Here is a 21,459-nt window from a genome sequence, read left to right as displayed (position 1 = left end):
TTTCAAGCTTCCTGAGCTGTGTGTTTGCCAAAACTCGCCCCTGGTTGGTAACGTTACCAACCGCAAGGCCGCGAGCCGGGAAAGGAGACGGGCGATGGAGCTCTGCATCGACTTCGGCGGATCCGAGATCAAGATCGGCATCCTCGAACGGGGCGAACCCCTGCGCACCGCGAGCGTCCCCACCGGCAAGGGCGACCTCGAGCACGCCCGCGACACCGCCGCCGCGCTCCTCGCCGAGACCACCCCGCTCACCCCCGTCACCGTCGGCATCGCCGTCCCCGGCGTCGTCGACCGCGCCGCCGGCCGCATGGTCAAAGCCCACGACAAGCACCCCCGCCTCGACGGCCTCGACCTCATCGCCTGGGCCCGCGAATCCTTCGGCCTCCCCGCCGTCATCGAGAACGACGCCCGCGCCGCCCTCGTCGGCGAGACCGCCGCCGGCTCCGCGCCCGGCGCGCGCGACGCCGTCCTCATGACCCTCGGCACCGGCATCGGCACCGCCGCGCTCATCGACGGCACCCTCCTGCGCGGCGCCCACGACCACGCCGGCATCCTCGGCGGCCACGTCACCGTCGACCTCTACGGGTCCCTCTGCAACTGCGGCAACGTCGGCTGCGCCGAGTCCATCGCCGGCGCCTGGGCCCTCCGCCGCGACCTCGCCGTCCGCGGCGACGCCGTCACCGATGTGCAGGCCCTCTTCGAGACCGACGACGACGCCGCACTCGCCTTGCGCGAGCGGGCGATCCGCGCCTGGGGCGCCACCGCCGTGGCCCTGTGCCACGCCTACGACCCCGAGGTCGTGATCCTCTCCGGCGGCATCCTGCGCGCCGGAACCGCCGTCGCCGCACCGATCGAGGCGTACGTGCGCGAGCACCTCTGGACCAGCTCGCACCGGCCCGCCTTCACCGTCCCCGACCGCCCCGAACTCTCGGTGCTGCGCGGCCTCGCCGTCCTCGCCGCGACACCCCAATCATGAAGGAGCGCACAGTGACCGGACAGTACGAGAAGCAGCCGACCGTCCCGCTGCCGGCCGACGCCCGCGTCCTCACCGGCGTGCAGGCCTGGACCCTCGCCGCCGACGCGGCGAGCGCCGAAGCGGGCGCCCGCGCGCCGCTGCTCGTCGTCGACGCCTACCCCGGCGCCGACCTCCCCCTGCTGGCCAAGGCGATCGCGGACGCGCTGCCGCGCTGGCGGATCGTCGACGTCGAAGACGAAGCCGCGCTGCCGATCGCCCAGATCGACGCCCGGTTCGCGGACAACCTCACCGACGACCGCGTGTTCGGCGTCCTCTCGCACGCCACAGTGGACGCCTTCTACGACCCCGAGCGGCTCGACAAGCTCGCCGTCGAAATCGACGGCGCCGACGGCCCCACAGTGCTCCTCGGCTGGGGCGCCGACCTCGTCGCCCAGCGCCTCCACACCCCGTACGCCCTGGTGCTCGCGGACATGGCCCGCTGGGAACTCCAACTGCGCCAACGCGCCGGGGCCACCAACTGGCGGGCCGAGAACCCCGACGAGGACCAGCTCCGCAAGTACAAGCGCGGCTTCTTCGTCGAATGGCGGGTCGCCGACCGGCACAAGGCCGCCATGTTCGACCGGCTCGACTTCGTCTTGGACGCCAACGCGATCGGGGCCGCCGAGCCGACCTCCCGCCCCGCCGGGATGATCACCGGCGACGCCTTCCGGGCCGGGCTCGCCAACGCCGCGCACGCGCCGCTGCGCGTCGTCCCCTTCTTCGACCCCGGCGTCTGGGGCGGCCAGTGGATGAAGCGCAAGCTCGAACTCGACCCCGGCAAACCCAACTACGCGTGGTGCTTCGACTGCGTGCCCGAGGAGAACTCGCTCCTCCTGGAAGACGCCGAAGGCGCGATCGTCGAGATCCCCTCCCTCGACCTCGTGCTCGCCGAACCCGAAGCGCTGCTGGGGGAGCGGACCTACGCCCGGTTCGGCGCCGAGTTCCCGATCCGCTTCGACTTCCTCGACACCATGGAGGGCGGCAACCTCTCCCTCCAGGTGCACCCGCTCACCGACTACATCCAGCGCACCTTCGGGATGCACTACACGCAGGACGAGTCGTACTACCTCCTCGACGCCGGGGACGACGCGGTCGTCTTCCTCGGCACCAAGGACGGCGTCGACCGGGAGGCGATGCTCGCCGACCTGCGCGCCGCCGAGACCGGCGAGCGGCCCTTCCCCGCCGAGCAGTACGTCAACGCCTTCCCCGCCAAGAAGCACGACCACTTCCTCATCCCGGCCGGCACCATCCACAGCTCCGGCGCGAACTCGATGGTCCTCGAGATCTCCGCGACCCCGTTCATCTTCACCTTCAAGCTCTGGGACTGGGGCCGCCTCGGCCTCGACGGCGTCCCCCGCCCCGTGCACCTCGACCACGGCGAACGCAACCTCGTCTGGAAGCGCGGCACCGCATGGACCGAGGCCAACCTCGTCAACCGCGTCGAAGTCGTCGCGGAGGACGGCGACGTGGTGGAGGAGCGCACCGGCCTCCACGAGCTCGAGTTCATCGAGGTGCGCCGCCACTGGTTCGGCGAACAGGTCGCCCACGACACCGAGGGCACCGTCAACGTCCTCAACCTCGTCGAGGGCGACGAAGTCGAGATCATCAGCCCCACAGGCGCCTTCGCGCCCTACACCATCCACTACGCCGAGACGTTCATCGTCCCGGCCGCCGTCGGCCCCTACACGATCCGCCGCACGGCCCGCTCCCGCAGCGAACGCTTCGGGACCGTCAAAGCCTCGGTCCGCGGCACCAGGACCGTTGAGCATTGAACCCCACCCCTTTACCGAACAAAGGAGTTCACCATGCGATCACGCACGATCCCCCTCATCGCCGCGGCGGCGGCCGCCTCGCTGCTGCTCGCCTCGTGCGGCGGCGGCAATGAAGACGACGGCGCCACCACCGGCACGCTCGACTTCTACACCAACAAGGCCGCCTGGGAGCCCGACTTCGACGAGCTCAACGCCCAGAGCGAAGGCGATGTCGACATCAGCCTCAACACCACCGGCTACTCCGATGCGGCGCAGTACGACGCGTTCATCAAGCAGTCCTTCCGCACCGACAAGAGCCCCGGCCTCTTCACCTGGCAGACCGGCCCCTCCCTCGCCGAACTCGTGGACGAAGGACTCGTCGCCGAGACCACGGACATCTGGACCAAGGCCGTGGACGAAGGCTGGATCGGCGACGACCTCAAGGACGCCTACACCTTCGACGGCAAGCAGTACTGCGTCCCGATGAACGTCGCCTACTGGGTCATGTACTACAACAAGCACGTCTTCGAGGAGCAGGGCATCGCCGAGCCCACCACCTGGGCCGAGCTCGACGCCGCCGCGACCAGGCTCAGCGGCGCCGGCATCACCCCCTACTACCAGACCAGCACGCTGTTCACCTTCCCGTGGTTCCAGCAGCTCGTCGCCGGCACCGACCCCGAGCTCTACAACGGACTCGCGACCGGCGAGGTGAAGTACACCGACCCGCGCATCGTCGCGATCATGGAGACCTGGCGCGACCAGCAGGAGGCCGGCTGGTTCAGCGACGCCGGCGCCACGGTCGATCCCGCCGTCGGCCTCAAGCAGGGCGACTTCGCGATGATCAACTTCGGCTCGTTCTTCAACGGCTCCCTGGACGGCGCCGGCATGGTCTCCGGAGAGGACTACGACATGTTCGTCATCCCCGCCGTCAACCCCGACCTCGACAAGACCCCCGTCGCGGTCGAGTCCGGGCCGCTCTGCGTCGCCGAGAACTCCTCCCAGAAGACCCTCGGCCTCGAGTACTCCGAATGGTGGATGTCCCCGGACGCGCAGACCGCCTGGAGCGCCGCCCGCGGCGACGTCGCCTTCAACCCCAAGGCCACGGTCGCCGACCCGATGCTCGAAGAACTCGGCACCACCGTCGCCGGCGACGAGTACGAACGCTACGACCGCTACTACGAGGCCACGCCCACGCCGATCCTCACCGTCGCCCTCGAGCAGTTCGGCGCGTTCATCGCCAACCCCGGCGACCCGCTCCCGTTCCTCGAGACCATCCAGGCCGAGGCCGACGACTACTGGGCAGACCAGGGGTAGCACCGCATGACGTCCGACCAGACCCCGAACCCGAGGCGCGCCAAGGACCAGTACCGCTGGTCCGCGGCGGGGTTCATCGCCCCCGGCGTGCTCCTCGTGGCCGTGCTGCTCTACCTGCCGCTGCTGTGGACCACCTTCCTCAGCCTCACCGAGTACAACGGCCTCGGCGACCCCGAATGGGTCGGCTTCGCGAACTACGTGGAGATGCTGGACGACCCGGAGTTCATCGGCTCCGTGCTCAACACGCTGCTGTGGGTCGCCGGCACCCTCCTCGTCCCGGTCGGGATCGGCCTCGGCGTCGCCCTGCTCACCTGGAACCTCAAGGGCGGCACGTGGCTGCGCCTGCCGTTCCTCATCCCGTACGCCCTCTCCGGCATCGGGGTCGGCGTGATCTGGTCGTTCATCCTCTCCGGCGACGGCGCGCTCGACCAGGCGCTGGCCGCCTTCGGGATCGCGGACACCCCGCGCTGGCTCGTCGACGCCCCGCTCAACACGGTCGTGATGATCCTCGCGACCGCGTGGCAGGGCGTCGGCGTGAACGCCCTCCTGTTCACGATCGGCCTCCAGTCGATCCCCAAGGAGCCCTTGGAGGCCGCGCGGGTCGACGGCGCGAACGGCCTGCGGCTCTTCACGAGCATCCTGTGGCCCATGCTGCGCCCGCTCACCGCGGTCGTCGTCGGCCTCTCGATCGTGGCCTCGCTCAAGACCTTCGACATCGTGCAGGGCATGACGAAGGGCGGGCCCGGCCGGGCCTCGGAGACCCTGGCCCTCACGATGTACAAGGAGACGTTCGTGAACAGCGAGTACGGTCTCGGCTCGGCGATCGCCGTGTTCCTCACCGTGGTCACGCTCGCGGCCTCGATCCTCTACCTGCGCCAGCAGCTCTCCAGCAAGCACGGGGTCTGACATGAGTCGTATCATCCGCACCACCGTCCTGGCCGTCCTCGGTGCGCTCTGGCTCCTGCCGGTCTACCTGCTCCTGGTGAACGCCGCGAAGTCGCCGGAGTCGTTCACCACCAAGGAGTCCTGGATCCCCACGGACTTCTCGCTGCTCGACAACATCGCCGAGGCGGTGCGCCTCTCCGGGCTCGCCGAGAGCGCCGCGAGCACGCTGCTCTACGCGGTCGTCGCCCCCGCGATCGCCGTGGTCGTGGGCGCGGCGGCCGGGTTCGCGATCGTCGCGCTCCGGCTGCGGCACGGCTTCGCGTGGTTCGTCGTGATCTTCGGCGGCACCGTGTTCCCGCTGCAGATGATCCTGCTGCCGCTGTTCGACGCCTACTCTCGGGTGGGCCTGTTCGACTCCCGGCCGGGCATGATCGTGGTGTACACGGCCATCTCGATCCCGTTCTCGGCGTTCGTGATGCGCAACTTCTTCACCGGCATCGCGCACAACGTCTTCGAGGCGGCCGTGCTCGACGGCGCGTCGACCTGGCGCATCTTCGCCCGCGTCTACCTGCCGATGGCCTCGAGCGCGCTCGTGGCGGTCTTCATCCTGCAGGCCACGTTCATCTGGAACGACTTCCTGCTCGGCCTGGTCCTCAGCCAGTCGGACACCGTGCGGCCCATCGTGACCAGTCTCGCCGGGATGCAGAGCACCTACGGCGGCGCGCAGATGTCCACGGTCCTCGCGGGCGGCCTGCTCGTCTCACTGCCCACAGTGGTCCTGTTCCTGTTCACGCAGAAGTTCTTCGCCCGCGGCCTCGCCCTCGGGCAGTACTAGGAGCCTTGATGCGACTCATTCCCACCGTGGACGACCTCGCCGCCGACACTGTCACGCACCACTACGACGACATGATCGCGCCGAGCGGCCTCACCAACTTCCTCGGCACCGCCCGCGTCGACCACGACCTCACCGCGATCAGCGCCGTCACGTTCCCGCCGGTCTCGCAGGGGCTCACCCGCACCGCCGCGTGCTTCGTGGACGGCCGACTCGTCGAGTCCTACGGCGCCCCGATCACCCACGAGTGGCGCCCGGACCGCGTGCGCCGCAGCGTGTCCCTGCCCGGCCTCGACCTCACCACCACCACGGTCTGCGCCCCCGGTGAGACCGCCGTCGCGATCGACGTCAGCGCTACCAACACCGGCGACACCGCCCGCACGGTGCCGATCACGCTCACTCTCGCCGCCGGTGCCGCCCATGCCGAGGACGCCTGGCTGGACGCCGTGACCCCCGAGGAGCGCAACCGCGCCGCCCTCGGCGACGCCCGCCTCACGTTCACGAACCGGGCCGGGACCGCCTGGAGCGTCCAAGGGGTCGACACCGCCGCCGAGGTCCGCCTCTCCGGCATCGCCCCGATGGCCGGGGAGCACGAGGTCGGCATCGGCGGCATCGAACGCGGCGGCGAGGTCACCGTGCGCCTCGACCTCGCCCCCGGCGCGACCGCCCGCTTCGGCTACGTGCACGCCGTCGCCGCCACCGAGGACGCCGCGCACGCCGCGTTCGACCGCGTCGCCGCCGCCGTACCGAGCACTGTGGACTCCGCTGAATCCTTCTGGGACAGGCAACTCGCAGCCGCCTTCGAGCCCGGCAACACCGAGTTCTCCGGCCACCTGCCCGTGCTCGAGACGAGTTCCGACGCGCTGCGCCGCCTCTACTGGTGGGGCGCGCTCGGCGTCATCTGGTTCCGGCGCGACTTCGCGGGCAACGTGCTCGGCCGCAGCTACGACACCCTCATGCCCAACTACTGGGCCACCACCACCTTCATCTGGGACTACAGCCTCAGCTCCATCACGCACGCCCTCCTCGACCCAGAGGCGATGAAAGCCCAACTGCGGCACTGGATCGCCTCGGACATCCACACCCACTTCGGGACCTCCTCGCTCACCGGCGGGCCCGTGGGCCGCTGGTACTCCGTGAACGACTACGCGATGACCCGCCTCGTGCACGACTACCTGCGGTTCACCCGCGACACCGGCTTCCTGGACGAGACCACGGGCGGTCGCCCGGTCCGCGAGCACCTGCGCGACTGGGCCCTGGCCTGGCAGTCCCTGCGCGGCACGGGTCCGCTCGCCGACTACGGCGAGATCGACAACCTCCTCGAATGCGTCAGCTCCTACACGCACGAGGTCGCGAGCCTCAACGCCGCGAACGTCTGGAACCTCCGCACGGTCGCGGAGATCCTTGCCGCCCAAGGCGACACCGACGGCGCTGCGGCGCTCACCGCCGAGGCCGACGCGCTCGTCAAGGCCGTCGCCGACCTCTACGTGCCGGGCCGGGGCCACTTCGCGGCCCGCCAGCCGGACGGCACGCGCGTGCCGGTGCGCCACGTCTACGACTTCAGCGTCGTCGGCACCACCATCGCCGCCGACCTCGATGCGGCGACCCGCCGCGAGATGGTCGAGTTCTACCGGCGCGAACTCCAGACCGAGGCCTGGCTCCGCTCACTGTCCCCTTGGGACTCCGACGCGAGCTTCAGCCCCCGCCCCGACCACCAGTGGAACGGCGCGTACCCGGCCTGGCCGGCCGACGCGGCGCGTTCGCTCATCGCACTCGGCGCACCCGAGGTCGCCATCGACTGGCTGCCCGGCCTCGCCCGCTCCGCGAACCAGGGCCCGCCCGGCCAGGCGCACTTCACCGAGGAGGCCGTGCCCGCCGTCAACGGCGGCGCGCGCAAGGCCCCGCCGCAGCTCCCGTACATCATCGACTGGGCCTGCTCCTCGGCCGGAGCCTATGTGGCCCTGGTGATCGAGTCGTTCTTCGGCGTCGACCCGAAGCCCGGCGCCGAGTTCTCGGCGGCGCGCGGCTGCATCGCGGACCTCGATCCGGACGCGGTCCTGCGGGGCCTGCGCATCGGCGACCGGCTCGTGGACATCCATGCAGACGGCACTGTCGCCGACGGCACCGTGACCGATGCCGTATGAGCCTGCAGCCCATCATGATCGATCCAAGCATGATCCGCGGCGCGGTCGAGGTCGAGACGACCGAGCGCGGCCTCATCCCGCACCGCCTGCCGCAGTGGGCGAGGCGCCAGATCCCGGACCGCTTCATGGTGCAGACCAGCGCCGAGAGCGCCGGGGTCCGGCTCGCGATCCGCACCGCCGCTGATGCGATCGAACTCGACGTGCAGGCCCGGCGGATCGCCTCGGACGCCGAAGCGCCCATGCCGCCCAGCGTCTACGAACTCACCGAACGCGGCGCGGTCGTGGCGTCCGCCGAGGCTCCCGTGGGCTCCCGCTTCGTGTTCACCTTCGAGCGGCCCGACGGCGCGATCGTGCCCGGCCCCGACGCGACCGTGCGCTTCACCGGCCTCGCCACGGGCGTCGAACGCGACCTGGAAGTGTGGCTCCCGTACTACGACCATGTCGAGCTGCTCGGACTCCGCGCCGACGCGCCCGTCACCGCCATGCCTGAGGGCGGCGCGCTCCGCTGGGTGCATCACGGCAGCTCGATCAGCCACGGCTACCGGGCCGAGACCACCACGGGCACTTGGCCGGCGGTCGCCGCGCTCCAGGCCGGCGTGCACCTGACCAATCTCGCGTTCAGCGGCAACGCCATGCTCGACCCGTTCACCGCCAGGACCATCCGCGACACCGCGGCCGATCTGATCAGCCTCAAGCTCGGCATCAACCTCGTCAACGGCGACGTGATGCGGGTGCGCGCGTTCAGGCCCGCGATCGACGGCTTCCTGGACACCATCCGCGACGGACACCCGGACACGCCGATCGTCCTGGTCTCGCCGATCTGGTGCGAGCCCGTCGAAGCGGCGGCCGGACCGACCACACAGGACCCCGATCGGGCGGAGGAGTGGTCGATCGCGGCGGGCACCGAATCCGAGACGGCCCTGGGCAAACTCTCGCTGCGGGTCATCCGCGCCGCCCTGGCTTCCATAGTGGAGCGACGCCGCGTCGACGGCGACTCGCACCTGCACTACTTCGACGGCCTCTCGCTGTACGGCGAAAGCGACGCCGCCGCGATGCCCCTCCCGGACAACCTGCACCCCGGCCCGGACGTGCAGCGCCTCATCGGCGAACGCTTCGCCGACCGCGTCCTCGCCCGGCACACCGCCGGGGCGATCCCCACCCCCACATGAACCTGCAAAGGAGCAGACCATGACCAACCGATCGCTCACCCTCGCCCTGGCGGCCGGGCTGGCGGCCGCCGCCGTCCCGCTCGCCACCGCGAGCGCGGCCCCGTCCGCTTGCGCCGCACCCGTCTCCACCGAGATCAACACCGAACTCACCGAGCGGTTCGGCACCTACGCCGACACCGCCGGGCGCTGGACCGGCGCCGACTCCGCGTACAGCGTCGACCTGCCTGACGGCTCGACCGCGTGGATCTACTCGGACACGTTCATGGGCGAGGTCGACGAGAACGGCGGCCGCCCCGCCGACTCGCCGTTCCTCCACAACTCGATCATCGTCGACGACGACGGCGTCCTCACCACCTACACCGGCGGCACCGAGGCCGCCCCCGAATCGCTCGTCAAGGTCGCCGGCGCGGACGAGACCCAGCGCTGGTACTGGTTCGGGGACGCGACCGTCGAGAACGGCGTCCTCCGCGTCATGCTCCTCGAGTTCGTCAAGACCGGCACCGGCGTCTTCGACTTCAAGTTCGTCGGCAACGCCGTCGCCACCCTCGACCCCGCCGACATGAGCCTCACCTCGGTCACCGACCTGCCCGACTCCACTGTCAACTGGGGCTCGGCGATCTACGAGGACCCGGCCGACGGCTACACCTACGTCTTCGGCGTCGAGGACAACCAGGCCCAGAAGTACGCCCACCTCGCCCGCGTCCCCAGCGGCTCGCTGACCACCGCTGCCTGGGAGTACTTCAACGCGGGGGAGTGGACCGACGACCCGAACGGCTCGAGCCGCATCCTCGAAGGCGTCTCCAACGAGTTCAGCGTCTCGCGCTTCCAAGGCAGGTTCACGCTCGTCACCGGCGACGCGACCGAACCGCTCAGCGCCAAGATCGTCATGTACACCAGCAGCGACCTCGCGGGCCCGTACACCGGCAAGACCGAGCTGTACACGACCCCCGAGACCGGCGGGAACGTCTTCACCTACAACGCGAAGGCCCACCCGAACCTCGGTGACGGCGACACCCTCGTGATCTCCTACAACGTCAACAGCTTCCAAGGCTCCGACCTGTACGCCGACGCGAGCCTCTACCGCCCGCGCTACATCGACGTGCACTTCTGATGCACCGCTAAGACCGAATTCCGCAACACCCCCGGGCCAGAGGCCACCGCCTCTGGCCCGGATGCCTCTCCTCAGGCCTGTGCGAGGCCTACGCTGATCCGGGAAACCGACGAGGGGAGCCGCCATGGGCGACGACGCGTTCGTGTACCGGTCGCGGATCAAGACCACGCCGCGGGAGCTGTGGGCGGGCCTGACCGAGCCCGCGTTCACGCAGCGGTACTGGGACCTGTCCTTCGACACCGACTGGCGGCCCGGCTCGCCGATGACCTGGCGCGAACGCGGCGGCAGCGTCGCCGACCCCGCCCAGCGCGTCCTCGAAGCCGACCCGCCCCGCCGCCTCGCCTACACCTGGCACACCTTCACGCCCGACTGGGCCGAGCGCTCCGGCGTCGACGGCGACGTGCTCGCCGTGATCGCCGCCGAGCCCCGCTCCCAGGTCGCGTTCGACCTCGAACCCGCCGAGGCCACGGTCAAGCTCACCGTCACCCACGACGGCTTCGCGCCCGGCAGCGTCGTGCGCAGCATGATCACCGAAGGCTGGCCCGAGCTGATCTCGAGCCTCAAGACCCTCCTCGAGACCGGCGAGCCGCTGCCCGGTTGACGGCGCTGAATCCAGGGCACCCGCCTCGTCTCTACCGATATGAGGATTCCCGAGCAGGAGGAGCGGACCATGGGCAAGCTCATCGTCACCGAGTTCATGTCGATCGACGGCGTCGCGCAGGCCCCGGGCGGGCCGGAGGAGGACCCCGAGGGCGGTTTCGAGTACGGCGGCTGGCAGGCGCCGCTCATCGACCGCGACGAGGAGCATTTCATCTACGAGCAGGCCAAGGGCATGGACGCGCTCCTGCTCGGCCGCCGCACGTACGAGATCTTCGCCGGCTACTGGCCCACGGCTCCCGCCGAGTTCGACTTCACCGCGCTCATGAACCGCGTCCCGAAGTTCGTCGCCTCCCGCACGCTCAAGGCCCCGCTGAGCTGGGACACCGCGAACCTCCTCGAAGGCGACCTGGCCGAGGCCGTGCCGGCGCTCAAGGAGCGGTACGAGGCCGTGCACGTGATCGGCAGCCTCGACCTCGTCCAGTCGCTCCTGCGGCTCGGCCTCGTCGACCGGCTCCACCTGTGGGTCTACCCGCTCGTCCTCGGGAGCGGCAAGCAGGTGTTCGGGGACGGCGCGGTGCCCGCGGCCCTGCGCCTGACCGAGTCGCGGATCTTCGCGAACGGCACGGTCAAGCTCGAATACGAGACCGCGGGCGAACCGGCCACCGGCGACATGGACGCCGAACTCCAGACCGACCCCTGACGTTCGCCCGCAGCCGCCCCGCCCGGTCGACGCCGGAGCCGCGTCGCGTCCGGGGCGGTTACGGCAGGTACGACTCGATGAGGTCGGCGGCGCGGGCGGTGCCTCCTTCGGCCTTGGCCTCCGCGCGGAGGGCCGCCGAGCGCGCGGCGACCTCGGGGTCGGCTGCGAGTTCGAGGAGGGCCGTGCGCAACGCCTCGGCGGTGGCGTCGGCCGTGTCGATACGGCGGGCGACGCCGAGCTCGACGAGCCGGTCGGCGTTCATGAACTGGTCCGCTCCCTGCGGCACGGCGATCATCGGCACGCTTGCGAGCAGGCCTTCGCTGCTGCCGCCCATGCCCGCGTGCGTGACGAACGCGTCGGCCTGCTCCAGGATCGCTCGCTGCGGCACCCAGTGGTGCACCTGCGCATTGGACGGGATCGGGCCGAGCTCCTCCGCTTCGACGTACTTGCCGATCTGGAGCACCAGGTGCCAGCCGTCCAGGTTCCCGATCGCGCTCAGGCACTCCCCGGTAGAACCCGGGTTGGCGTGTGTAGGCCGAGCCGAGCGACACGAGCACCACCTTCTCGGCGTCGGCCGGCCGGGTCCACCCGTCGGCCTCCGCGCCCAGCTCGAAGCACGGCCCCACGAAGGTGACCGTCGCGGTGTCGACCCGGTCGGCGTTGGGCTGCATGGCCTTCGGAATCAGCGCGAGTGTCCGCGCGGGGCGGCCGGCGAACGCGTCCATGTCGAGTGTGGTCGCGCCGCTGGAGGCGAGCCAGGCGGTGAACTTCGCCCGGTACTCCTCGGCCCCGGGGAGCTGCCACAGGGGCGCCGCGACCTCCTCGTCGTACCCTTCCCAGGCCACCATCGCCGGGGAGAGCTGCACGAACGGGCGCCCTTGCGATTCGGCGATCGCCCGCGCCGGGTAGGCGGCGATGTCGTAGAGGTACAGGTCCGCCGGGTCGCGGTCGTAGGCCTCGCGAAGCTGCGGGAGCGCCTGGACCGCGTCGTCGAGGAAGACGCCCATCGCGCCGATCGGGTCCGCCGGCCAGTCGTTGTCGGCGACCGGGAGCGTCGACCGGTACGGGACGAGTTCGGCGCCGCTCGCGCTGATCAGGTCCGACACCTGCGGGTCGTTGGCGTAGGTGACGCGGTGGCCGCGCGAGACGAGCTCGCGGACGACTTCGAGACCGGGCCGGACGTGGCTGACGGCGGGAATGCCGATCATCGCGATATGCATGCACGAGAGGGTAACGCCACCCGGAGGGCAGCGCCATCGATGAGCGCGGCCCGTCGAACCGGTCACGCGGTCACCAGTTCGATCACCTCGACCGGGTCTTCGACGTCGGTGGTGGCCGCCAGTACGGTCATCGTCTTGCCGACCGGGTTGCCGTGGCCGTCGAACTCGAGCGGCCCGGTGGCGGTGATGCCGCTGAAGTCGCGCAGTTCGTCGGCCAGCGAGTCGGCGGTGACCGTGGGGCCCTGGCCCTGCGCGATGAGGGCGGTGGTGCGGACGGCCTCGTAGGACATGAGCGCCTGGCCGTTCGCGAGGTTCGCGTCCGTCCCGAACTGGTGCAGGAGCTGGTCGACGGCGCTCTTCATCTGCTCGGAGGAGGACTGGTGCTCGGGCCCGGCCCCGGCCCACTGGTCCGGGTGCGCCAGGCCGATGTAGTACAGGTCGACGTTGGCTCCGCGCATGTCCGCCACGAGCGAGCGGTCGTGCGGCACCGAGGAGGCGTTGTCGCCGGAGATGATCGTGATCCGGTGCTCGAGGCACGGTCCCTTGCGGAGGGTCAGGCTCCGGATGAGCGAGGGCAGCGCGAACCGCGAGAGCCCGGCGAAGAACAGGTACGAGTCCTCCCGCACCTCCTCGCACATCGCCGTCACGGTCTCCTCGAACAGGGACGGGTTGACCGCGGAGACGTTGGAGCCGTTGAAGGTGAACGGCCGCGGCGCGGTGGCGCAGCCCTCGGCGGCCTGCTGCGCCTGGAACGCCTCGTTCAGGCTGGTCGCGTAGTCGTAGCTGCGGTCGGTGTCGCTCACGTTGAACACCGAGCACAGGTCGCCGTGCTCGCGCACGAACGCCGCCAGCGCCTCGGCCTCCTGGGTGTTGGTGGGCGCCACGCGGAACGCGGAGTTGGTCTCCTCGCTGCCGGTGAGCATGTTGTCGCCGGTGATGGTGGAGCCCATGACGACCAGGCCTTCGCGGTTCATGCGGTCGATGAACAGCTTGGTGGTCTCGTAGCTGGCGCTGAGCCCGGCGACGGCGATGAGGTTCTCCTCGGCGCGGCGGTCGAGCAGCACCTCGGCGGCCTCGTCCCACGCGGCGTTGCTGGGGCCGAGGTCGGTGAGGAGGAGGCGCAGCTTGGGGGACTGGCTCTCGTTGATGAGCGCCTGCGCGGCGACCGCGCCCTGGATCTGGTTGGCGATGTCGTCGGGGGAGTTGGCGTCGTCGCCTTCGAAGGTCATCGAGAGCGCGAGGGCGATGGTGAAGGCGTCCTCGTCGTCGCCGACGGCCGCGTTCTGCCGGGCGACGGCTTCGCAGGCGGGCATGAGGATCGGGTTGACGCAGTTGCCGCCTTCGCTCACGCGCTCGCAGCCGCCGGTGGTCGCGTCGCGCTCGAACGGCTCGCCGCACGGGTCGGGGTCGAAGCCGCCGCTGATCCAGAAGACCCCGGCGGCGACGAGCAGCGCGGCGACGAGGGTGAGCGCGGTGGCCGTGACGACGGTGCGGCGGCGCTGCTTTCCGGGCACGATCGGTCTGGCGGCGTTGGGGAGTCCGGTGGCCGCGAAGTGGTCCCATTCGGCGAAGCGGGTCTCACCGGTGCGCAGGTCCCGGAGGAGGCCGACGAGTTCGCCCGGGCGGATGGTCTGGCTGGAGCTCCGGTGCTCGTAGTAGTGGAGTCGCCCGTTCGAGCCGTGCCTGGCGGCTTTGAGTGCGGCGGTGAGCTCGTGGGCCTCGTCGCCGTCGGCGACGCCGGCGAAGACGAGTTCGATGCCGTTGACGGCGCAGTCGGCGATGAAGGAGCGCCCGTAGACCTTCGCCTGCTCTTCCCGGGCTTGCTCGGCGATGGGGCCCCGCGTGTTCGCGTGCGGGAGTTGTTGGGCCGCTTGGCGAACGGAGACGACGTCCCAGCGATCGTCGGTGCTGGTGAGGTTGACGAGCCGCTTGCGGGCGCCGCCGAACACGAGGCCGCGCAGCAGCCGGGTGAACTTCACCGGCACTTCGAGCGAGGCCACGACGAGGTTGAGTCCGAGGCCCACGCCCGGGTCGGTGGGCTCGCTCCGGTTGAGCCGGTTGAGGAGTCGGCTCGGTCTCTCGCGGACGAGCGCGAGGGCCTCGTAGCCGAGCGTCTGCTCGTCGGCGGCGGTGAGGTTCCCGCGGGCGGCGGCGAGCATGAGCGAGAGGAGCTTGAACGGCGAGTGCCGGGCGAATTCCGGGCGGTCGGCGAAACGCTCCCAGACACTCACACCGGGACGGTTCTCCTTGGGGCCGAAGGGGACGACGGCGGCGAACTCGCGGTTGCGCAGCAGGTTCTCGAGGGTCGGCCCGTCGATCGCGGTGCCGGTGACCAGGATGAGCCGGGGGCGCTCGGTCGGGACGTAGGGCTGCGAGGCGGGCCCGGCGGGCCCGCCGTTACCGGCATGGGGTGTGTTCGTTGCCATTCGCACATGTTTTCAGCCGGGTGTGTCGATTCGGCCACGCTGGCGCGCGCGAGTCGGGAATCCGACAGATTCACCTGCGGCCCTGCGGGATGCGTTCATCCGAACGAGGGGCTATGGGCCGGGAGCGGTTCGGGCCCCCTTGCGCCGCTTCGCGGCCTGACCTAAGCTCGTCACGTCCCATTCATCGATATGAATTCCCAATGAATGGGACTTTCCAGCGTAGGAAAGCGAGTGCACCCTGATGTCCCCCGAATCCACCTTCCTCGACCGCACGAGCGCCACCGAGACGAGCGCGGTCAACGAGCGCCACTTCAGCGCCCTCCAGCGCGGTGAGGCCAGCGTCGACCGCATTGCGTCCGTGCGGATCTCGCACGCGATCCTCCCGCTCAAGACCGCGATCAGCGATGCGAAGGTCCTCACCGGCCGCCAGAAGCCGATGACCGAGATCGCGTTCCTCTTCGCGGAGATCACCACCGAGTCCGGCCTCGAAGGCGTCGGCTACGGCTACTCCAAGCGCGCCGGCGGCAAGGGCCAGTACGCCCACGCGCGCGAGATCGCTCCCGACCTCATCGGCGAGGACCCCAACGACATCCAGCGGATCTGGACCAAGCTCGTGTGGTCCGGCGCCTCCGTCGGCCGCAGCGGACTGTCCACACAGGCCATCGCCGCGTTCGACATCGCCCTGTGGGACCTCAAGGCCAAGCGCGCCGGGCTGCCCCTCGCGAAACTCCTCGGCGCCCACCGAGACTCCGTCGCCTGCTACAACACCTCCGGCGGGTTCCTCTCCTCCTCCATCGAAGAGGTCCTGGAGAACACGAGCGCCGCCATCGCGAGCGGCATCGGCGGCGTCAAGATCAAAGTGGGCCAGCCCGACACCCGCATCGACCTGCGCCGCGTCGCCGCCGTCCGGGAGCACCTGGGCGAGGACTTCCCGCTCATGGTCGACGCCAACCAGCAGTGGAACCGCAGCACCGCGATCCGCATGGGCCGCAAGCTCGAAGAGTTCGACCTCACCTGGATCGAAGAGCCCCTCGACGCCTACGACGCCGAAGGCCACGCCGACCTCGCCCGCGAACTCGCCACCCCCATCGCCACCGGCGAGATGCTCACCAGCACCGCCGAGCACGCCGAACTCATCCGCCACCGCAGCGTCGACTTCATCCAGCCCGACGCCCCCCGCGTCGGCGGCATCACCCCCTTCCTCAAGATCATGTCCCTCGGCGAGCACGCCCGCGTCCGCATGGCCCCGCACTTCGCCATGGAGATCCACCTCCACCTCGCCGCCGCCTACGAGCACGACCCCTGGGTCGAGCACTTCGAATGGCTCGAACCGCTCTTCAACGAACGCCTCGAGATCGCCGACGGCCGCATGATCGTCCCCGCCCGCCCCGGGCTCGGCTTCAGCCTCAGCGAGCAGGCCCGCGCCTGGACCGAGGCGACCGAACGGTTCGGATCGTCCGCGTGACCCCCCGCGCCGAAGCACCCAAAGGCGCGCTCGACCGGGCCCTCGAGATCCTCGAGGTCCTCACCATGCGCGGCAAGGCGACCACGGCCGAACTCGTCGAAGCCGTCGGCGTCAGCCGCAGCGCCGTCTACCGCCTCGTCGAACGGCTCGAGACCGCCGAATACCTGACCCTCGCCGACGGCCAGTGGCGCCTCGGCCCCGCCGCCGCCCGCATGGCCATGGCCGCCGTGCACAACATGGACGTCCTCACCGTCGCCCCGCCGATGCTCCGCGACCTCGCCCACCGCACCGGCGAGACCGTCAGCCTCGGCGTCCTCAGCGGCGACGAGATCGTGTTCGTCTTCCGCGAGATCGGCCACCAGTCCGTGCACGTCCGCTCCGAACTCGGCGCGCGCCGGCCCCTCCACGCCACCTCCGTCGGCAAGGCCTACCTCGCCGGCCTCGCCCCCGACCGGTGCGAGGAGACCATCGCGCGACTCCCCATGCAGGACTTCACCAAAGCCACCGTCACCGACCGCGGCCGCCTCCGCGAGGCCGTGGCCGAAGCGCGCCGCCGCGGCTGGGCCGAAGAGCACGGCGAATTCGACGCGGGCAGCACCTGCTTCGGCGCGCCCGTGTTCGACCAGAGCGGCGCCGTCACCGCCGCCATCAGCATCGCCGGGCCCACCGCCCGCATGGACGCCGCGAGCGACCCCTTCGGCCCCCTCGTCGCCGAGACCGCCGCCGCCCTCTCCCGCCGCCTCGGCCACAGCGACTGGACGAAGCAGACCGCCATACCGGAACCTAGGAGCCGCACATGACCGCCATCGCCAGCATCGACCCGCGCACCGGCGCACACGTCTCGACAGCCACGCCCACCGCGATCGACGAGGTACACCGCCTCACCGCCGCCGCGGCCGCCGCCGCGCCCGAACTCGACCGGCGCGGCCGCGCCTTCCGCGCCCGCCTCCTCCGCGCCGTCGCCGCCAGGCTCGAAGAACGCCGCGACGCCATCGTCGCCCTCGGACAGCAGGAGACCGGCCTCCCCGAGGCCCGCCTCAACGGCGAACTCACCCGCACCGCCTACCAGGCCGAGTTCTTCGCCGCCGTCGTCGAAGACGGCGGCTACCTCGAAGCCACCATCGACCACGCCGGCGACACCCCGATGGGACCCGGCCCCGACCTGCGCCGCCTCCTCGTCCCGCTCGGCCCCGTCGCCGTCTTCGGCGCCTCCAACTTCCCGCTCGCCTTCTCCGTCCCCGGCGGCGACACCGTCTCGGCACTGGCCGCCGGCAACCCGGTCATCGTGAAGGCGCACGACTCCCACCTTGGCCTGTCGCAGCTCGCCTTCGAGGCCCTGGTCCAAGCTTGCGAGGACGTGGACGCGCCCGCAGGCACCGTGGGCATCGTCTTCGGCACCGAGGCCGGCGCGGCCCTCGTCGCCGACCCCGCCGTGAAGGCCGTGGGCTTCACCGGCTCGCTCACCGGCGGCAAAGCGCTGCTGGACATCATCAACGCCCGCCCCGAGCCGATCCCGTTCTACGGCGAGCTCGCGAGCGTCAACCCCCTCGTCGTCACCGCCGCCGCGGCCGCCGAACGGGCCGAGGCCATCGCGAGCGGCCTCGTCACCTCCATCACCGGCTCGGGCGGGCAGCTCTGCACCAAGCCCGGCATCGTCTTCGTCCCGGCCGGACCGGACGGGGACAAGCTGCTCGGCGCGGCCGCGGCCCTCATCGCCGAATCCGCCGCGCACCCGCTGCTCAACGCCCGCATCGCCGAGTCCTACCAGGCCATCGCGGCCTCCTACACCGCCGCGCCCGGCGTCAAGGAACTCGCCACGGGCGCCGCCGCACCGGCGTCCGGCTCCTTCGGCAGCCCGCGACTGCTCGAAGTGGACGCCGCCGACTTCACGCCCGCGGTGGCCGAGGAATGCTTCGGCCCCAGCGCGATCGCCGTCCGCTACGCCAGCGCCGAGGAGCTGCGCGACGCGTTCGCCGTCCTCCCCGCCTCCCTCGCCGCGACCCTCCACACCGCCGAGGCGGACCCGGAGCTCGAAGCGCTCGTCGACCTCGTCAAGCCGCTCGCGGGCCGCCTCGTCTTCGACCAGTTCCCGACCGGCGTGCTCGTCTCCTGGGCCCAGCACCACGGCGGCCCGTGGCCCTCGACGAACACCCTCCACACCTCGGTGGGCGCCACCGCGATCCGCCGCTTCCTGCGCCCGATGACGTGGCAGAACGCGCCGAAGTCCGTGCTGCCGCCCGAACTTCACGACGACGCCGCCGTCCCGCAGCGCGTGGACGGCCGGCTGCGGCCGTGACCGCCCTCCCCGCCACTGTGCCTCCTACAAGCGTCGCCGCCTGGGCCATGCTGGCCCTCGCGGCGGCGCTGGTCGGCTTCTCGAAGACCGGCATCGCCGGGATCGGCTCGCTGCCGATCCTGCTGTTCGCGACCGTGCTGCCCGCCAAGGAGTCCACGGGCGCGCTGCTGCCGGTGCTCATCATCGCGGACCTGTTCGCGATCCGCTTCTACTCGCGCCACGTGGAGTGGCGGGTGCTCGGGCGGCTCGCGCCGTGGGTCGTGGTCGGCACGGTGGCGGGCGCGGCCGTGCTGTACTTCGTGGACGACACGCTGATGCGGCTGCTCATCGGCGTGATCCTGCTGGCGATGCTCGCCCTGCAGCTCTGGAACCGCATGCGGCCCAAGGTGGACGACCCGAAGCCGCCCAGCGGCTTCGCACGCCGCAGCGCCGCCGCCGGAGCCGGCGTCGCGGCGGGCGCGACCACGATGATGGCGAACGCGGCGGGCCCGGTGATGGTCCTGTACCTGATGCTCTCGGGCTTCCCGAAGCTGCGGTTCCTCGGCACGATGGCCTGGTTCTTCTTCGCGGTCAACCTGTTCAAGGTCCCGTTCAGCGTCGGCCTCGGGCTCATCTCCTGGCACTCGCTCCTCATGGCGGCCGTCCTGATCCCGGCCGTCGCGGTCGGCGCGCTGATCGGCCGCGCGGTGGTGCACCGCGTCAACCAGCGGCAGTTCGAACTCGCGACGCTCGCCCTCTCAGGCGTGGGCGCGAGCCTCCTCATCCTCTCGGCGGTTGCGAACTGAACGCCGCGCGGTACCAGTCGAGCGTCGCCTGCAGCGCCTCGCGCCAAGGGGTGGGCCGGACGCCGAAGGTCGCCTCGAAGTCGGCCGAGACCATGTTCTGCGGGATCTGGTGCTGGTAGAACATCTCGGCGTACTCGCCGATGAACTGCTCGTCGAAGGGCCCGTACGCGACGAGCTCGGTGAGCACGTCGACCTCGAGCGGCCGCCCGATCAACTCCTCGACCATGCGGTGCACCTCGGTGGTCGCCAGCGCGGGGTTGGTCGGGAGGTGCCACACGCGCCCGTCGCCGCGCGGGTCGGTGCCGAGGGTGACGAGACCGCGCGCGACGTCGCCGATGTACGTGTAGCTGTGGGGGAGTGCGAGGTCGCCGAGGCCGAGGACCTTCCCGCCGGTGAGTGCGCCGGGGAAGAACGCCCCGCCGAGGGTCGAGCTGAGCACGCCGGGCCCGAAGAAGTCGGCGGCCCGGCCGAGCGCGACGCCGGCCTCGCCCGCGCGGTGCGTCGCTAGGTACTGGCGGTCGAGTTCGGCCCGCAGCCGCCCCTTGTGGCTGGTCGCGGCCCACGGGGTCCGCTCGGTGATGGCCTCGCCGTCGGCCTGGCCGTACGGGTAGAGCGTGTCGAGCACGACGAGTCGCGCGCCGTGGTGCGCGGTCGCGGTGAGCACGGAGGCCGTGATGCCGGGCAGGACTTCGGCTTGCTGGTGGTACGGCACGTTCACCGCGTGGTAGACGACCGCCGCGCCTGACGTCGCCTCGACCGCGGCCTCCGAGATCGACAGATCGGCCCGGACTCGTTCGATCCGCTTGTCGGTCAAGGGGATCTCGCTGCGGGAGACGTGCCGGACGCGGAGACCGCGTTGGGCGAGTTCAGCGGCGATGGCGGTCCCGGCGGGTCCGGCGCCGAGGACGACGTGCAGGGGAGTGGTGTCCATGGTGGAGCTCCTGAGATTGTTGAGTGGTTAGTCACTCACTAAATTGGTTGAAAAAGTCGCCCTTCGGGACTCGGCCGTCAGGGCGTCGGTTGCGGTCAGGAAGTCTTCTTGGGCGGCTCGTGGAACATGCCTTCGGTGAGCGTCTTGGCCCATTCGGCGTTCGAGTCGAACGCGTCGATCGCGATGAGCAGGTGGCAGAGCTGCCCGTACGCCAAGAAGCGCTGCACGGCCGGGCCGTCGGCCCGCGAACGGGCGGTGACGAACTCGGTCACGTCCGCGATGCCCTCGCGCACCGTCCGGGCGATCGACGGGTCCGCCGTCGCGGACTGGGCGTGCACCTGGATGGCGAGCAGGTCGCGGTCGGCGATGAGCGCCGCGTAGGCCGCGCCCATCGCGTCGAGCACCGAATCGGGCGAACCGTCTTCGCTCGCTTCGGCACCGCGCTCAAGCGCGTCGATGATGCGCCGGTAGCACTCTTCGAGCGCCGCGACGAACAACTGGGTCTTGGAGGAGAACAGCTTCGACACGTACGCGGGGGAGATGCCGGCGTGCTTGGCGACCTCCGCGATCGTGACGGTGTGGAACCCGCCGCGGGCGAAGGTCGCGATCGCGGAGGAGACCACCGCGCCGCGGCGCTCTTCGGCCGTGGAGAGGACTCGAGCTGCTTTCATGTGAATGACTGTACACTCACTCTTTTTCGCACGCAAGCCGGGGCGGATCTGGAGGCGATCGCGGGGAGCCGACCTTGTAGGGTCGGCTCGGTCCACGCGAGGCGATCCCGGGCGAACCGGGCTGAAACCGAAGGCGGCGTTTAT

General features: G+C 70.7%; 17 protein-coding genes and 1 pseudogene. 14 read left to right on the top strand and 4 right to left on the bottom strand.

Annotation, left to right across the window (positions count from 1 at the left end):
• Positions 1–94: 94 nt before the first annotated feature.
• The 10 genes from O2L01_RS02810 (at position 95) to O2L01_RS02765 (ending at position 11,521) form a co-directional block, all read left to right on the top strand.
• On the top strand, positions 95–976 hold the full coding sequence (locus tag O2L01_RS02810) for an ROK family protein (RefSeq protein ID WP_270120229.1): 882 nt from the start codon (positions 95–97) through the stop codon (positions 974–976).
• A complete protein-coding gene (locus tag O2L01_RS02805) occupies positions 973–2,787 on the top strand; it encodes a class I mannose-6-phosphate isomerase (protein WP_374727651.1) in 1,815 nt (604 codons plus the stop codon). Before O2L01_RS02810 ends, O2L01_RS02805 begins: the two co-directional genes overlap by 4 nt.
• A 33-nt stretch (positions 2,788–2,820) precedes the next feature.
• Entirely contained in the window at positions 2,821–4,080 is a 1,260-nt protein-coding gene (locus O2L01_RS02800) for an ABC transporter substrate-binding protein (protein ID WP_270120227.1), read from the top strand.
• 6 nt (positions 4,081–4,086) lie between these two features.
• Positions 4,087–4,986 carry a carbohydrate ABC transporter permease gene (locus O2L01_RS02795; RefSeq protein ID WP_270120225.1) on the top strand — a complete coding sequence of 300 codons (900 nt, stop codon included), beginning with the start codon at positions 4,087–4,089 and terminating at the stop codon, positions 4,984–4,986.
• A 1-nt stretch (position 4,987) separates the two neighbouring features.
• Positions 4,988–5,800 (top strand): carbohydrate ABC transporter permease, encoded by an 813-nt coding sequence (locus O2L01_RS02790; RefSeq protein WP_270120223.1) that lies wholly within the window; start codon positions 4,988–4,990, stop codon positions 5,798–5,800.
• Positions 5,801–5,808: 8 nt separating this feature from the next.
• Positions 5,809–7,941, top strand: a complete 2,133-nt coding sequence (locus O2L01_RS02785; protein ID WP_270120222.1) for a glucosidase family protein — start codon at positions 5,809–5,811, stop codon at positions 7,939–7,941.
• A gap of 14 nt (positions 7,942–7,955) precedes the next feature.
• A complete protein-coding gene (locus tag O2L01_RS02780; protein ID WP_270120220.1) occupies positions 7,956–9,110 on the top strand; it encodes a GDSL-type esterase/lipase family protein in 1,155 nt (384 codons plus the stop codon).
• 19 nt (positions 9,111–9,129) lie between these two features.
• Positions 9,130–10,221 (top strand): DUF4185 domain-containing protein, encoded by a 1,092-nt coding sequence (locus tag O2L01_RS02775; protein WP_270120217.1) that lies wholly within the window; start codon positions 9,130–9,132, stop codon positions 10,219–10,221.
• A 124-nt stretch (positions 10,222–10,345) separates the two neighbouring features.
• Positions 10,346–10,822 carry an SRPBCC family protein gene (locus tag O2L01_RS02770; protein ID WP_270120216.1) on the top strand — a complete coding sequence of 159 codons (477 nt, stop codon included), beginning with the start codon at positions 10,346–10,348 and terminating at the stop codon, positions 10,820–10,822.
• 69 nt (positions 10,823–10,891) lie between these two features.
• A complete protein-coding gene (locus O2L01_RS02765) occupies positions 10,892–11,521 on the top strand; it encodes a dihydrofolate reductase family protein (protein WP_270120215.1) in 630 nt (209 codons plus the stop codon).
• Between the two features lie 58 nt (positions 11,522–11,579).
• Here O2L01_RS02765 and O2L01_RS25610 read toward each other — a convergent pair.
• Both O2L01_RS25610 and O2L01_RS02755 read right to left on the bottom strand, forming a co-directional pair.
• Positions 11,580–12,741 (bottom strand): annotated as a pseudogene (locus O2L01_RS25610) (macrolide family glycosyltransferase).
• A gap of 62 nt (positions 12,742–12,803) precedes the next feature.
• Complete coding sequence (locus O2L01_RS02755) at positions 12,804–15,167, bottom strand: ABC transporter substrate-binding protein (RefSeq protein ID WP_270120214.1); 2,364 nt, start codon at positions 15,165–15,167, stop codon at positions 12,804–12,806.
• Positions 15,168–15,408: 241 nt separating this feature from the next.
• Between O2L01_RS02755 and O2L01_RS02750 the strand changes: the two genes are divergently transcribed.
• From O2L01_RS02750 to O2L01_RS02735, 4 genes are read left to right on the top strand one after another with little or no spacing between them, the layout of a single operon-like run.
• Positions 15,409–16,632 carry an L-talarate/galactarate dehydratase gene (locus O2L01_RS02750; protein ID WP_270120212.1) on the top strand — a complete coding sequence of 408 codons (1,224 nt, stop codon included), beginning with the start codon at positions 15,409–15,411 and terminating at the stop codon, positions 16,630–16,632.
• Positions 16,629–17,432 (top strand): IclR family transcriptional regulator, encoded by an 804-nt coding sequence (locus O2L01_RS02745; RefSeq protein ID WP_270120211.1) that lies wholly within the window; start codon positions 16,629–16,631, stop codon positions 17,430–17,432. The genes O2L01_RS02750 and O2L01_RS02745 overlap by 4 nt, the downstream gene beginning before the upstream one ends.
• Entirely contained in the window at positions 17,429–18,928 is a 1,500-nt protein-coding gene (locus tag O2L01_RS02740; RefSeq protein WP_270120210.1) for an aldehyde dehydrogenase family protein, read from the top strand. Before O2L01_RS02745 ends, O2L01_RS02740 begins: the two co-directional genes overlap by 4 nt.
• The gene (locus O2L01_RS02735) at positions 18,925–19,713 is read left to right on the top strand and encodes a sulfite exporter TauE/SafE family protein (protein WP_270120208.1); all 789 of its coding nucleotides are present in this window, start codon (positions 18,925–18,927) and stop codon (positions 19,711–19,713) included. Before O2L01_RS02740 ends, O2L01_RS02735 begins: the two co-directional genes overlap by 4 nt.
• Here the strand turns inward: O2L01_RS02735 and O2L01_RS02730 are convergent.
• Both O2L01_RS02730 and O2L01_RS02725 read right to left on the bottom strand, forming a co-directional pair.
• Entirely contained in the window at positions 19,688–20,644 is a 957-nt protein-coding gene (locus O2L01_RS02730) for an NAD-dependent epimerase/dehydratase family protein (RefSeq protein WP_270120206.1), read from the bottom strand. The genes O2L01_RS02735 and O2L01_RS02730 overlap by 26 nt on opposite strands.
• A gap of 95 nt (positions 20,645–20,739) precedes the next feature.
• Positions 20,740–21,315 (bottom strand): TetR/AcrR family transcriptional regulator, encoded by a 576-nt coding sequence (locus tag O2L01_RS02725; protein WP_270120205.1) that lies wholly within the window; start codon positions 21,313–21,315, stop codon positions 20,740–20,742.
• Positions 21,316–21,459: the final 144 nt, after the last annotated feature.

Source organism: Glycomyces lechevalierae, assembly GCF_027622945.1.
Classification (GTDB): Bacteria; Actinomycetota; Actinomycetes; order Mycobacteriales; family Micromonosporaceae; genus Glycomyces; species Glycomyces rutgersensis.
The sequence above is the reverse complement of the archived record's forward strand: the minus strand, read 5'-3'. Positions and strand labels throughout refer to the sequence as shown.